This window comes from Kiloniella spongiae (genome assembly GCF_001026905.1).
GTDB lineage: Bacteria > Pseudomonadota > Alphaproteobacteria > Kiloniellales > Kiloniellaceae > Kiloniella > Kiloniella spongiae.
Window position 1 is genome coordinate 233,310 of record NZ_LAQL01000008.1, and the last position, 14,622, is coordinate 247,931.

General features: G+C 45.0%; 13 protein-coding genes. 9 read left to right on the top strand and 4 right to left on the bottom strand.

The genetic code is table 11. The features are described from left to right. Window positions 1-112: 112 nt before the first annotated feature. Genes WH96_RS13930 through WH96_RS13940 form a run of 3 tightly spaced genes read left to right on the top strand, consistent with a single transcriptional unit; the run spans window position 113 to window position 5,057 of the window. The gene (locus tag WH96_RS13930) at window positions 113-700 is read left to right on the top strand and encodes a PadR family transcriptional regulator (RefSeq protein WP_047764801.1); all 588 of its coding nucleotides are present in this window, start codon (window positions 113-115) and stop codon (window positions 698-700) included. Further along, entirely contained in the window at window positions 697-1,854 is a 1,158-nt protein-coding gene (locus tag WH96_RS13935; protein ID WP_053005917.1) for an efflux RND transporter periplasmic adaptor subunit, read from the top strand. Before WH96_RS13930 ends, WH96_RS13935 begins: the two co-directional genes overlap by 4 nt. Next, a complete protein-coding gene (locus WH96_RS13940; RefSeq protein WP_047764802.1) occupies window positions 1,851-5,057 on the top strand; it encodes an efflux RND transporter permease subunit in 3,207 nt (1,068 codons plus the stop codon). Before WH96_RS13935 ends, WH96_RS13940 begins: the two co-directional genes overlap by 4 nt. A gap of 68 nt (window positions 5,058-5,125) precedes the next feature. On the opposite strand, the gene WH96_RS13945 is transcribed toward WH96_RS13940, so the two are convergent. The 4 genes from WH96_RS13945 to WH96_RS21430 form a co-directional block, all read right to left on the bottom strand. Further along, window positions 5,126-5,734, bottom strand: a complete 609-nt coding sequence (locus WH96_RS13945) for a CDP-alcohol phosphatidyltransferase family protein (RefSeq protein ID WP_047764803.1) — start codon at window positions 5,732-5,734, stop codon at window positions 5,126-5,128. A 14-nt stretch (window positions 5,735-5,748) separates the two neighbouring features. After that, window positions 5,749-6,573: a CDP-alcohol phosphatidyltransferase family protein gene (locus WH96_RS13950; RefSeq protein ID WP_047764804.1), complete on the bottom strand. Its 825-nt coding sequence runs from the start codon at window positions 6,571-6,573 to the stop codon at window positions 5,749-5,751. After that, window positions 6,574-7,272: a phosphatidylserine decarboxylase gene (locus WH96_RS13955; RefSeq protein ID WP_047764805.1), complete on the bottom strand. Its 699-nt coding sequence runs from the start codon at window positions 7,270-7,272 to the stop codon at window positions 6,574-6,576. Between the two features lie 142 nt (window positions 7,273-7,414). Further along, window positions 7,415-8,608 carry a LysM peptidoglycan-binding domain-containing protein gene (locus tag WH96_RS21430; RefSeq protein WP_053005918.1) on the bottom strand — a complete coding sequence of 398 codons (1,194 nt, stop codon included), beginning with the start codon at window positions 8,606-8,608 and terminating at the stop codon, window positions 7,415-7,417. Window positions 8,609-8,920: 312 nt separating this feature from the next. Between WH96_RS21430 and WH96_RS13965 the strand changes: the two genes are divergently transcribed. From WH96_RS13965 to WH96_RS13990, 6 genes are all read left to right on the top strand, one after another. Next, window positions 8,921-9,505 (top strand): LOG family protein, encoded by a 585-nt coding sequence (locus WH96_RS13965; RefSeq protein WP_047764806.1) that lies wholly within the window; start codon window positions 8,921-8,923, stop codon window positions 9,503-9,505. A gap of 106 nt (window positions 9,506-9,611) precedes the next feature. Continuing rightward, window positions 9,612-10,826 carry an NADP-dependent isocitrate dehydrogenase gene (locus WH96_RS13970; RefSeq protein ID WP_047764807.1) on the top strand — a complete coding sequence of 405 codons (1,215 nt, stop codon included), beginning with the start codon at window positions 9,612-9,614 and terminating at the stop codon, window positions 10,824-10,826. Between the two features lie 5 nt (window positions 10,827-10,831). After that, on the top strand, window positions 10,832-11,377 hold the full coding sequence (locus WH96_RS13975) for a peptidylprolyl isomerase (RefSeq protein ID WP_156176812.1): 546 nt from the start codon (window positions 10,832-10,834) through the stop codon (window positions 11,375-11,377). 191 nt (window positions 11,378-11,568) lie between these two features. After that, window positions 11,569-12,060, top strand: coding sequence for a peptidylprolyl isomerase (locus WH96_RS13980; protein ID WP_047764808.1), 492 nt, complete (start codon window positions 11,569-11,571; stop codon window positions 12,058-12,060). A 158-nt stretch (window positions 12,061-12,218) separates the two neighbouring features. Then, window positions 12,219-13,061, top strand: coding sequence for a mechanosensitive ion channel family protein (locus WH96_RS13985; protein WP_218045057.1), 843 nt, complete (start codon window positions 12,219-12,221; stop codon window positions 13,059-13,061). A gap of 269 nt (window positions 13,062-13,330) precedes the next feature. Then, a complete protein-coding gene (locus WH96_RS13990; RefSeq protein ID WP_047764809.1) occupies window positions 13,331-14,545 on the top strand; it encodes an MFS transporter in 1,215 nt (404 codons plus the stop codon). Window positions 14,546-14,622 lie beyond the last annotated feature (77 nt).

The following is a 14,622-nucleotide window of genomic DNA, read 5'->3' on the forward strand; positions in this document are numbered from 1 at the left end:
ATATATATTGAATTGAAGTATATCTGACCTACATAAATCTACGACTCATTTGAAGGATAAAAGATCGAGTCTTTTTGACCTTCAAAGAAAAAAACTCAGGTAATTATTCACTATGGATGTCAGAACACTGTGCCTTGCGGTCTTATATCAAGGGGAAGCAAGTGGATATGAAATCAAAAAAGCTTTCAAGGAAGGTGCTTTTAGCCACTTTCAAGACGCTAGTTTTGGGTCTATCTACCCCGCCCTGGGAAGACTTTCTTCAGAAGGTCTCGTCGAATGTACCCAAATGGCACAAGAGAAAAGACCTGACAAAAAGGTGTATAAGCTAACTCAAAATGGTGAAGACACACTTATCACAAGCCTTTTGGCGCCCCCGACACCAGACAGATTTACATCCGATTTTTTCTTTATTCTTTATTTTGCAGAACTCTTGCCTTTGCTACAGGTCATAAAGCTACTGGATCAAAGAATTTCGTTTTACCAAGAAACCATCAATCGCATGACACAGTGTGATCCTGCTTCATTGCCCACTGGACGTCGACTTTGCCACGGCTTGGGGCTAACAGTTTACCAAAACTCCCTGATCTATTTAGAAGAAAACAAAGAACGTTTTATTGCAGAACTTCGATCTCAACACGAAATACCGTCCTCTATAGATACAAATCTCAAGCAGATAGATACTAACAGGCACACATCATGAAAGTTTCCTATTTACTCGCATTCGTACTCGCCATCGGAACTGCTGGCTGGGTTATGTCTGGACAACTATCAGACGATTCAGAAGCAGGTGAGGCCGGACAACCGGAAATAAAGAAGCCCCCCGTAAATCTTTCCCGAGAAGCCAAAATTCCGTCTGTGCGCGTTCAAACCCAAACCGCGGTTCCCTATACACGCTACCTAACGGTACGTGGAAGAACGGAAGCACTACGTACTGTCGAAATCAGAAGCGAAGCCAGTGGCAAGATTATTGATTTGGCAATCAACAAAGGTGACACAATTGAATCAGGTAAACTGATTGCCAAGCTTGACGTCAATGAGCGCTCTGCCAAGGTTGAAGAGTATAAAGCTCTGAAAGAGCAGCGTGCTATTGAATACAAAGCGGCAAAACGCCTTTCTCAAAAAGGCTTTAAAGCCGAAACCAAACTTGCAGCGAGCAAAGCTGCTCTTGAATCAGCACAAGCAGAGTTAAGACGTGCGCAGGTCGCCTTATCAAACACATTGATACCAGCTCCTTTTACAGGCGTTTTGAATAGCCGTGCTGTCGAGATTGGTGAATACGTCGATGTTGGCGACAAGATTGGCACAATTGTTGATCTATCGACAATACTGATTGTTTCAGACGTCAGCGAAAGGCTCGTTCCCTTCATATCTGTCGGGCACAATGCCAAAGTACGCCTGATTACAGGTCAAATCGTCGAAGGAAAGGTTAAATATATTGCCTCAATGGCAGATGCGATCACCCGGACCTTCCGTATTGAGGTAGCAGTCCCTAACCCGGATCTAAAAATTGCCGATGGCATCACAGCTGAAACGGTACTTACACTTAACGATATGCAAGCACATAAAGTATCCCCGGGCATTCTCACGATTAATGCCAACGGCGCTATAGGTGTGAAAACCTTGGGTAAAGGCAACAAGATCGTTTTTAGGGAAGCCAGCATTCTTGAAAACACCACTGATGGTTTATGGCTTGGTGGACTTCAGAAAGAGGTAACATTTGTTGTTATCGGGCAAGAGCTTATCAAGGATGGTCAAAAAGTGAAAGCGATCGATTCTGACACTCTGAAAGAATTGAATCCAAGCGTCCCCTCTGAACAGACACAAGAGACTGTAGCTGGAGCACCTCAGTCATGACAAATATCATTTCAGGTGCCCTAGGACGTTCGCGTACTGTAATACTTGGGCTTATCCTTATTCTTATCGCCGGGGCTGTATCTTACGTCGCGATCCCCAAAGAAGATAATCCCGATATCACCATTCCTATCATCTACGTCAGCATGCATCACGAAGGAATTTCCCCGGTTGATGCTGAACGCCTGCTGCTGAAACCAATGGAAAAAGAGCTTCGCAGCATTGAAGGTGTGAAAGAAATGAGTTCCAGCTCATTTCTTGGCGGTGGCAACGTCGTTATGGAGTTCGAGGCTGGTTCTGATATCGACCTCGCGTTGACGGATGTCAGAGAAAAGGTTGATATTGCCAAGGCGGAATTGCCTGATGATGCCGATGAACCAACAGTGCACGAGGTTAATCTCAGCCTGTTCCCTATTCTTGTCGTAAACCTGTCTGGTGACATCCCAGAAAGAGCTTTGCTTGCCATTGCCAAGAATCTACAGAACAAGCTGGAAGCTATTCCAAACGTGCTGGAGGCGAAATTGGTTGGTGACAGGGATGAGTTGATCGAGATTGTCGTCGATCCTCTGATCCTTGAAAGCTACAACCTTGATGCCAATGATATTATCACAGCAGTTGGTAAGTCGAACCTTGTGGTTGCAGCCGGATCACTGGACACAGGCCAAGGACGTTTTTCGATTCAGGTTCCTGGCTTATTCGAAGATACGACAGATATCTTAAACATGCCCGTTAAGGTCAATGGCGATGCTGTTGTCCGCGTTAAAGACATCGGTATTCTGCGCAAAACATTCAAAGACACAACGGAATATGCTCGCGTCAATAACAAACCTGCTTTGACCATGGAAATATCAAAGCGGACGGGAACAAACATTATTGAGACAATTGAGCAAGTACGCGCAGTCGTCAGCCAACAACAGGCTCTGTGGCCTAATGGGATTGACGTGTCTTATAGCCAGGACCAATCAACTGGTATCCGCACCATGTTACAGGATTTACAAAACAACGTTCTGTCAGCCATCATTCTGGTGATGATTGTCGTTGTTGCGGCCTTGGGATTCAGGTCTTCCATCCTTGTAGGTATTGCAATACCGGGTTCTTTTTTAGCTTCCATTATGATCCTACATGCCGCAGGACTGACTGTGAACGTCGTTGTTCTCTTTAGCCTGATTCTGTCGGTCGGTATGCTCGTGGATGGTGCGATTGTTGTCACCGAATTTGCAGACCGAAAAATGAGCGAGGGCCTGCACAGAAGAGAAGCTTACAAACAAGCAAGTCTTCGTATGGCGTGGCCGATTATTGCCTCGACGGCAACTACACTCGCCGCCTTTGCCCCCCTCATCTTTTGGCCAGGAATTATGGGTGAATTTATGAAATTCATGCCCATTACCCTAATCGCAACACTCAGTGCTTCGTTGGTCATGGCTTTGATTGTGGTTCCGACAATTGGAGGATTGATTGGTAAAGCCGGCGGTGCGGCAGATAAGAAGTCCATGGAAAACCTGGCCGCATCTGAATCTGGTAATTTAAATGTAGTTACAGGTTTTACAGGCCTTTATATCAAGCTGATGCATTTGGTTCTGAAAATTCCAGGTGTCATAGCAACCCTGACTTTTGCCTCTCTCATCGGTGTCATAATGCTCTACAGCAATTTTGGTAAAGGTGTCGAATTCTTCCCGGACATTGAACCCGACAATGCTGTTCTGCAAGTTCGTGCACAAGGCAATATGTCCATTGATGAGCGTGACCACCTTGTAGGCCAGGTAGAACAGATTGTTTTAGATCTTCAAAACGAAAAACATGAACTGCACAGTATTTATGTCAGCACTAATGCAGACAGTACAACAAGCAGTAATCAACCGGAAGACGTGATTGGCAACATTCAGTTGGAATTTACAGATTGGTTCAATAGACGTCCTGCCGATGAAATACTTGCTGATATTCGTGCCAGAACAGCTGTCTTGGGTGGCATTTCGGTCGAACCCAGAAAAGAAGAAAAAGGCCCATCATCCGGTAAACCGATCCAAATAGAGATTGCATCCATTGAACCCAGCCTCGTTTACCCTTGGGCAACCAAAGTCGCCAATCATTTAAGAGAAGCAAATGGGTTTGTCGACATAGAAGATGGCCTACCAGTGCCCGGCATTGAATGGCGCATTGATGTTGACCGTGCCCAAGCGGCAAAATTCGGCGCCGACATTGCCCTGATCGGTAGCTACATCAGAATGATCACCAACGGGATGAAGCTGGGGAGTTATCGCCCCGACGACAGTGATGAAGAAATTGATCTCGTCGTACGTCTGCCACGAAGCAATAGGAATATTGAACATCTTGATCAAATCAAAATTCAAACCAATGTTGGTCTGATTCCTATATCAAACTTCATTACACGAACAGCCGCCCCAAAAGTTGGGGTAATCAACCGCGTTGATGGCCAGCGTGTCGCAACAGTGAAATCCGACATTGCCCCGGGCATTCTAGCTGATGATAAAGTTAAGGAACTGACGGAATGGATGGCATCTCAAGAACTTGATTCGAGAGTAACAATCCAGTTCAAAGGAGAAAACGAAGACCAGAAAGAATCTCAGGACTTTTTGGTAAAAGCTTTTGGCATCGCTCTCTTTATGATTGCGATTATTTTGGTTACTCAGTTCAACAGTTTCTACAGCGCCTTTCTTATCTTATCTGCTGTGATTATGTCGACAATCGGGGTCTTGATTGGTCTGCTTATCACAGATCAGCCATTTGGCATTGTCATGTCCGGAATCGGAGTAATCGCACTGGCAGGTATTGTCGTTAACAACAATATCGTTCTGATTGACACCTTTGATTATGTTTCAACGAAATTCAAAAATCAGAAAGAAGCAATCATTCGTACAGGGGCACAGCGCCTAAGGCCAGTGATGCTGACAACAATCACAACTATCCTCGGTTTGATGCCAATGGTTCTGGCAACAAACATTGATTTGATCAACAGAACCATTCAGGTTGGTGCACCCTCAACGCAATGGTGGACACAACTTGCTACCGCAATTGCATTTGGTCTTTGTTTTGCAACAATCCTCACCCTTGTGATTACCCCCTCCTTGTTGATGGTAAGGGTCAACAGCCGCAATCTTGTGAAGCGGATTAAAGCGAGGTTTAAAAAGGATGACAACTCATCTGAACCACCTGTATCAGACAACGAAAAAGCTATACCAGCCGAATAGTACGCGGGTAGATAATCTTATGCCCTAAAACGAAGCCGGCACTTGTTTGCCGGCTTCGTTTTATGATTTCAATCTTCAAAAAGACTAAGTGCTGCGTGTATTCTGAATCCTGTCGTCAACCAACATAAGGTCCCAAAAACCCATGCCATTAAAGAAAACTTATCCGGCCAAAGACATAACGCCAGAAAAAGCAAAATGGTTTCTGTTCCTTCTGTCAAGCCACCAAGATAATAGATGCTCTTTTTACCGCGGATGTCAGTGGATATGTTTTTTTTGGCGGCAACAATTGCAAACGACAGAAACGACGCACCGGTTCCCATAAAAGAGAAAATCAGAAATGCTGCCGCCAACCCATTTTCGTCAGGCACAGACAAGGCAAAACCAAAAACAACTGCTGAATAAAAAATAAAATCTAATGTGATATCAAGATATCCCCCGAGATCGGTGATACCCTGTTTTCTAGCAACAGCCCCATCCAGACCGTCACACAGTCTGTTAAATACAATTGCTGCTATGGCTAGATAGTATGACTGGGTGGCCAGCGCAGGAATGACCATTATCCCTCCGGTAAAACCAATCCAGGTTATTTGATTGGCACCAAGCCCTGAACCCGAAAGAACTTCCCCTATTTTATCAAGCGGAGGATCAATTTTCGTTCTCACCCAAGCATCAAACATAACACGCCTGAAATTTATTCTTTTTCAGAAGACATCGCGCCGTTTGGCGTATTCGAACCCTCTGGCTCTTTACTTTCCTGAGCCAACATCTTCTTACGCGTTGCCTGGTAAGAAAACTGGGCCAGAATGATAGATACCAAGTATCCAACACCCGCCACGCTCAAGAAAACCCACGGTGTGCTATACAACAGCATAATGCAAACAGCAAAACCCAACAGTACAAGACCAACATAACGTCTAGGAATACGGATACGTTTGGACGAGTAGGTTGGAATTGTACTGACAAAAAGTGCGCCCACAGCCACCAGCATCACGCCATTCAAGACAGAAGAGCGCAGAATATCATCGCCCAACTCAAATGATAGAACAACCGGGATCAGGACGAGCCCAGCACCACAGGGTGCTGGAATACCAGTAAAAAATTTGGAAGCCCACGGTGGCGGATTTTCATCCAGTAAACTGGTATTAAATCGCGCCAAACGCATACCGCAACATACCGCAAAGAAGAGAGACACGGCCCAGGCAAGACCGCCTGTACCATCCATCGCCCAGAGATAAATAACCAATGAAGGAACAACGCCAAAATTTACAAAATCAGCGAGCGAATCAAGTTGCGCACCAAATTCACTTGTCCCTTTCATCAGGCGGGCAACTGGACCGTCCAAGCCATCAAGAATCATCGCAACAACGATGCCGATAACAGCTAGCTTCCAGTTACTTTCAAGCGCCGCACGGATCGCAGATAACCCTGAGCACAGTGCCATCAAAGTAATAGCATTTGGTATCAGACGATTTACAGAAAATCCATGAAGTCGACGACGGCGCTTGAGACCTGGCATTTAGCGTACCTCTGTTTCGCGTTGTGTTTCATCAGACAGAAGATCGGCAATTACTGTTTCACCACCAATCATTTGCTGTCCGACAGATACAAGAGGAGCAATCCCATCTGGAAGATAAATATCGGTACGGCTACCGAAACGGATCAGGCCAAAGCGCTCACCTGTTTTGACTTCCTGATCCAGTGTCAGATTACAAATAATACGACGCGCGATTAAGCCTGCGATCTGTACAAATGCAATCTCTTTACCGTCGTTGGTTTCCATTTTGACGGACATGCGCTCATTAAGCTCGGAAGCTTTATCAAGAGCCGCATTCAAAAATGCACCGTGATGGTAGGCCAATTCAGTAATTTTACCTGCCGTAGGAACGCGGTTTACGTGAACATCAAAGACACTCAGGAAAACAGAAACCCGCATCATAGGCTCAGTACCCATGTTCAATTCCGCAGGCGGAACAGCGGTTTCAACAGCGCTGACATGTCCATCAGCCGGACTGACGACAAGCCCTTCACGTACAGGGGTCTGTCTTTCCGGATCGCGGAAAAAATAAGTACAAAATGCCGCAATAATTAGCCCGACAATCGCCAGTGGCTTCCATATCAGAGCAAATGCAACACTCAGCGCAAGTGCGCCACCGACAAAAGGCCAACCCGCTTTATTAATAGGCACTAGAATGTGCTTCAGCACTGCCGTCTCCATTCAATAATTTTAACACTTAATGACATAGCTTCACACTTAAATGACATGAGCTATATATAACATGTGGGCTGTAATACTGTATTACGAAGGTCAATGTAAGGTATTTTCCACAAAACTCTCAATTTAACATCGCTACTGTTGCTTAGTTATCCTTGGGAAGCACAAAAATTTGCCCCGGATAGATCAAATCGGGATTTCTTATCTGGTCTTGGTTCCGATCAAAGATCACAGCGTAACGCGCGCCTTCCCCATAGATAGCGCGGGAAATTCGCCACAAACTGTTTCCCGGTTGAACGGTTACAACCCGCTCATCTGGTCGGGATTCAACTTTGCCTGACCGGGAAAAAGGAATTTCAACGCGCGCAATCACTTTTCCTTCGTCATCAACCTGATCAACTCTTAGCTGGTGAAGACCTTCCTGTACATTTTTCTCGGCTTCGACAACCCAACGTCCGTCATCGTCAGTCACCCCTTGACCGACAAACTCATTATTCAGATAACCAACAACCTTTTGTCCCGGTTGCGATGTACCGCCGATAACTGTTTGTCCATCATCGTCATAATCCACGCTATCCAATGCAAGTTCACCGTCTTTGATTCCTTCATCTTCAACTTTTTCAGGCAGCTGGATGACCTTTGATGCGCCTCCCTTATCCTCGGGCACCAGAACGGCAAGAACAGATTTATCTCCGACAGGGACGTCAACAATAGCAACGTCGGAAGACTTGAGTTGAACGCCCTCTTCTTCTTTATTCACCTGCAAACCAAGCTCATGAGTACCCGGCGCCAGTGGCGTTTCCAATACATATACCCACTGCCCATTCTCGTCAGCCTGCACGCTACCTAGTAATGTCGTGCCATCAACGATGCGAACATCACTTCCAGCCGGCGCTCTGCCTGCGAGAACAGTATCGCCTGTTTTCTCTACTCTGATCACATCAAATGAAAGAGACGGATCAACAATCACGGCAGTCTTTTGTTCATCATCAGTGACCTGAGCTTCAGAAACATCAGATTGTTTCTCGACAATCGGTTCAGAAGGATTTTGATTTTCTTCCGAAGCAGCAGTAGAAGAACTAGCTCCACTATCTTGTTCCGGTTCACTTGAGGTTAGCTTTTCACTTGACGAAACTTCGTTTTCAGAAATTTCTTCACCAGATTTCATACTTTTACCATTAAGCTTCTTCACGATCTTTTTAGGTGCATTCGTCGAAGAGCTTGCGCTATCAGTGACAATAGTGGAACCAGGATCATCGTCCAAGACATACCAAACCGAAATGCTTGCCCCAATCAGGACCAACAGGGTTACAAATGAAACAATGAAGGTACGGCTCAAAAATGCCTCCTTAAGACTTTACAGTGACTGACAGGCTTCTACCGTCAAAACAGCTGGAAAATTTTTCCCGCAAACTAACATTCTTATGACTCTAGGTTAAATCCTTATGGGAAAAGAACAAGAGTTATGACAAATTTTAGGTGATAAAAAACTCAACAATAATCGGCTATGTCTCCGTTTTTCTCTGATTATTGCCATTATATAAAGGAAAGATATAATAAGACCGTCGGCACGTTGGATAGAGATTTAGTCTCGCTATCTACGTGCCGTTTTGCAACTCTGCACAAAAAAAATAATAAAAGGAATTCAACAATGACCAAAATTAAATCCATTTGTGTTTATTGTGGCTCGTCAAATGCAGTAAGCGAAAAGCATCTGACAAGCGCCAATCAACTTGGAAAATTGGCTGCAGAAAACAACATTGAAATTATCTATGGTGGTGGCCGGGTTGGTTCTATGGGACGCGTTGCTGATGGTGCACTGGCACATAGCGGGAAAGTAACAGGTATTATACCTGAATATCTTGATAAATTTGAAGTTGGCCATAAAGAGGTTAATGAGCTTATCGTTGTTGATTCCATGCACACGCGGAAAATGGCAATGTTTGAACGTTCCGACGCCTTCTGTATTCTTCCTGGCGGTCTTGGTACGCTGGACGAATTTTTCGAAATTGCGACCTGGAAACAACTAGGAATGCACGACAAGCCTATTATCATCATCAATCTGGAAAATTTTTGGACACCGCTTCTCGAGCTTATAAATCATCAAATATCAGCAGGTTATTTAAGGCAAAATCCAGCTGATATATATAGTGTTGTCAATAGCATAGATGACGTATTCACCCAAATTCAAAGTATGCCAGAATCACATATTAAGGCTGATATCAAACTACTTTGATTACAATTGTTATCCCGAGTTATCTTGCACTGCAGCGAAAGACTGTTATTTTCCTCTGTGAGTTCCCCAAATTATATGAAACAAGCCGACAAACAAGGAGGCGAACATGTCCAAAATTAAGGTTAAAAATCCAATCGTCGAACTCGATGGCGATGAAATGACACGGATCATCTGGGAAAAAATCAAACAAAAATTCATTCTTCCCTATCTTGATGTCGATCTGAAATATTTTGATCTTTCCATCGAAAGCCGCGATGAAACAGACGATCAGATCACGGTTGATGCTGCCAATGCCATCAAAGAACACCGTGTTGGTGTTAAGTGTGCAACAATCACACCTGATGAAGCGCGTGTTGAAGAATTCGACCTGAAAAAAATGTGGCGTTCGCCAAACGGAACTATTCGTAACATTCTGGGTGGTACTGTTTTCCGTCAACCAATTATCATGGAAAATGTGCCACGTCTTGTTCCTGGCTGGACACAACCAATTGTTATTGGTCGTCACGCTTTTGGTGATCAATATAAAGCGACTGACTTCCTTGTCCCTGGTGCAGGTAAACTGACCATGACTTTCCAGCCGGAAGATGGTGGTGAGCCAATTACTCGTGAAATTTTTGAATTTCCAGAAGCTGGTGTTGCAATGGGCATGTACAACCTGGACGAATCAATTCGTGGATTTGCCCGTGCCTGCATGAACTACGGCCTTGATCTTGGCTGGCCTGTATATCTGTCCACCAAAAACACTATCTTGAAAGCTTACGACGGTCGCTTTAAAGATCTGTTCGAAGAAGTTTATCAGACAGAATTTGCTGACAAATTTGCCGCTAAAGGCATTTCATACGAGCACCGCTTGATTGATGACATGGTTGCAGCAGCCATGAAATGGTCTGGTGGTTTTGTATGGGCCTGTAAGAACTATGATGGCGATGTTCAATCTGACACCGTTGCACAGGGTTTTGGTTCGCTAGGCCTAATGACATCTGTTCTGATGACACCTGATGGACAGACTGTTGAAGCAGAAGCCGCACACGGGACAGTGACCCGTCACTATCGTCTGCATCAACAGGGCAAAGACACATCGACAAACCCAATCGCTTCTATTTTCGCATGGTCTCGCGGCCTAAAATTCCGCGGACAATTTGATGAAACTCCAGAAGTCGTTGAGTTTGCTGAAACACTTGAAAAAGTTTGCATCGATACAGTTGAATCCGGAAGTATGACAAAAGATCTAGCTCTTCTGATCAGTCCGAATCAGGACTGGTTGACGACAGATCAATTCCTTGATGCAATTGATGCTAATCTACAGAAAGCAATGAGCTAACAAAGATGCCAAAAATCCTACGCAATCTACTCGCAGGTTTACTTGTCCTGACCTTTGCGTCAACTGGTTCACAGGCTGCTGAGCCAGAAAACACACTGGTAATTGAACTTAAAACCGGTAAAGTTCTCATTGAAATGCTTCCCAATCTTGCCCCGAACCATGTAGCAAGAATCAAGGAACTAACCCGTGATGGCTTTTACGATGGCATTGTCTTCCATCGGGTGATTGCAGGGTTCATGGCACAGACCGGTGATCCCAAAGGACTTGGTACTGGCGGATCAGGTAAAAAACTAAATGCCGAATTCTCTCGTGAACCCTACGTTCGCGGTACAGTTGGTATGGCACGTTCCCAGAATGTAAATTCCGGGGATAGTCAGTTCTTTATCATGTTCAAAAGAACACCATCGCTTGATGGTCAGTACACTGTATGGGGCAAGGTCATACAGGGTATGGAACATGTTGATGCGATCAAGAAAGGTCAACCCGGAAGCGGTAAAGTTAGCAATCCGGATAAAATGATTTCTGTACGCATTCTTGCTGATATTCAATAAATATCACGCAAGGCCAGTATAGAAAAAAGCGCTGTACTCTTCCGAGATACAGCGCTTTTTCTTTTTGAACACAATCGTCGTGCTCTCAAGCTTTCTAAAATTTCTCTATCCAACCAAGATGCCGCCTTGCAAAAACACATTCCGATACTTATTTTGCTGGTAGTTCATCACACTCATTTAAGGCCCAAGCCATGACAGAAGAAACAACACCCGACCTGGAAAATACCCTCGTTATCGAGCTGGAGACCGGTAAAGTAACAATTGAAATGTTACCTGACCTCGCCCCAACACACGTAGCACGCATTAAAGAACTGGCGCGTGAAGGCTTCTACGACGGCATCGTATTCCATCGCGTTATCGACGGTTTCATGGCTCAAACAGGTGATCCTACCGGTACAGGTACAAGTGGTTCTGGCAAAAAACTACGCGCTGAATTTACACAGGAACCATTTGTTCGTGGTGTCGTAGGTATGGCACGTGCTCAAAACCCGCATTCTGGTGACAGCCAGTTCTTCATCATGTTTGACAGTGCACCATCTCTCAACGGGCAGTATACTGTTTGGGGACAAGTAATCGAAGGCATGGACCTTGTTGATGGTATCAAAAAAGGTGCTCCAGGTAGCGGTGCCGTTGATGAACCAGATCGCATGGTATCCGTTAAAGTTCTTGCTGACATCGAATAAAACGTTCCTAGGAGCAACAGAAATTTCAACCCCAAAGAGGTTGGTATTTTTACTAGGTGATTTTTCAAAACCCCCGCTGTATTATCTGCAGCGGGGGTTTTGTCCAGTGAGAGTTATCAGGGGGACAGCCTGTAATCATAAAAAGAGGAACTTTGGTTGTGACAATCACCGAAGAATACACACAGCTTATAGAGCAACTAACACAGACAGCGCTGAATTTTTCATTAGAGATTCTTGCTGCACTGGCTATTCTTATTGTCGGTATTTTTATCGCAGGACGTATTGCGAAATATACTGATAAATTACTCTCCAAATCCGGTAAGGTAGATTCAACCCTGAAGCCTGTTATCGTAAAGATTATTCGCTATACGATCATGGTCTTTGTTCTCATCGCCGTTCTCGCTCGATTTGGTGTCGAAACCACCAGTATCATAGCCGTTCTGGGTGCTGCAGGTTTGGCTATCGGCCTCGCCCTACAAGGAACAATGCAAAACATTGCTGCCGGCTTTATGCTTTTGTTCCTTCGGCCTTTGAAAGTCGGCGAGTTTGTCGATGCAGACGGCATTTCCGGAACTGTTGAAGAAATCAGCCTGTTTATCACGCATATGACAACAGTTGATGGTCTGTATCTTTCCGTACCAAACTCCAAACTTTGGTCTGCAACAGTTACAAACTACAGCAGAAACAGTACACGACGGACGGATCTGGCGATTGGCATCGGCTATGGTGATGATATCGCAAAAGCAGAGAAAGTTGCTCTAGCAGTGCTTTCCGGTGACGCCCGTATCCATAAAGATCCTGCTGCTCAGGTAATCACGACCGGATTAGGTGAAAGTTCTGTCGACTTGAATGTCCGTTACTGGACAGACAGTGGTGACTACTGGCCTGCATTGAGTGACAACCGCCGGGCAATAAAAGAAGCCTTTGACAAAGAAGGTATCTCTATTCCGTTCCCGCAACGCGATTTACATATTATCTCTGACGTTAAAGCGAAAGCCTGATATCAGTAATACTTTACAAGAAGGAGGCCGCTAACTGCGGCCTTCTTTGCATCTAACGATTATCAAATCGCAGACGCTTTCTTATACGCGAACAAGCGATTAATTTCGTGAAAAACAAGAAAAACAAATCCGTTCCAAAATATGATCCACATTCTGTCTTTGTTTGATTTACACACGAGATCGTGACCTCTCGGGCAAATTCTTATTCGACAAACCATGATCCGCTCAATACCTTGTAATGCATCATTCTTTTATCCCACCAGAGCAATATGGCACCTATTTCAGATAAATGGCTTTCCTTGGGTATACTGGCACTTTGCCAGGTTGCAGCAATGGCACTCTGGTTTTCTGCCTCAGCCGTTTTGCCGTCCCTTACGATTGAGTATAGTCTTACTCCTTTTCAACAAGCCCTTTTCACTTCCACCGTCCAAGTTGGCTTTGTCGTAGGTAGCCTGTCTTCCGCCCTGTTTGGCCTTGCGGATCGTTTACCCCCGAAATTATTTTTCTTGGGCTCTGCCGTTACAGCCGCTATAGCCAACGCCCTGTTATTAATCGTTGAGCCAACTGATCCAATCGTCCCGTTGCTTCGTTTTATTACAGGGATCTGTATGGCAGGCATATATCCGGTAGGAATGCGAATGGCCGCAACTTGGGCCAAAGGAGATATGGGGCTTCTTGTTGGTATTCTCGTCGGTGCGCTAACTCTCGGCTCAGCCTCTCCGCACCTATTCAATGCAATAGGCGGTATAGACTGGCGCTTTACAATTGCAACGGCATCAGTTTGTGCAATTATTGCAGCTATCGGGGTACTCTTTTTTAAAATGGGTCCTGCTTATACCAAAGCACCTAAGTTCCATCCTCTTCACATTCTCTCTGCTTGGAGAATCAAATCCGTTCGCCTCGCAAATCTTGGTTATCTTGGTCACATGTGGGAACTTTATGCTATGTGGGCCTGGATTGGGATATTTCTTACGGCCAGCTTTTCACTATCGATGAAAAGTAGCGAAGCTAATGATCTTGCCAAGCTGGCAACCTTTGCAACAATGGCAGCGGGCGCCATTGGTTGTATAGCAGTGGGATATTTTGCAGATAAACTCGGTCGCACCACCCTTACCATTATCTCTATGTTAATTAGTGGTAGCTGCGCGCTGCTCGTTGGCCTCCTTTTCGGGGCGTCACCTCTGTGGCTGACACTCGTCTGTATTCTTTGGGGCATCAGCATCATTGCCGATTCAGCTCAATTTTCAGCATCCGTGGCGGAATTAGCTCCTCCCGAAATCGTGGGAACAATGCTGACATTACAAACCTCACTAGGGTTTACACTGACTTTAATCACAATCCATTTGATGCCTTATGCCGTTGATCTTCTCAGTTGGCATTATGCCTTTATGCCATTGGCCATTGGGCCATTCCTCGGTGTTTGGGCTATGGCAAAATTACGCCATCATCCTGACGCGAGAAAGCTCGCCAATGGCAAAAAGTAATATCTTAAAGATTTCCTCGTCATAAAAAAAGCCCCGTAACTTTTATAGCCACGGAGCTTTTTGTCTTGAACGAAATG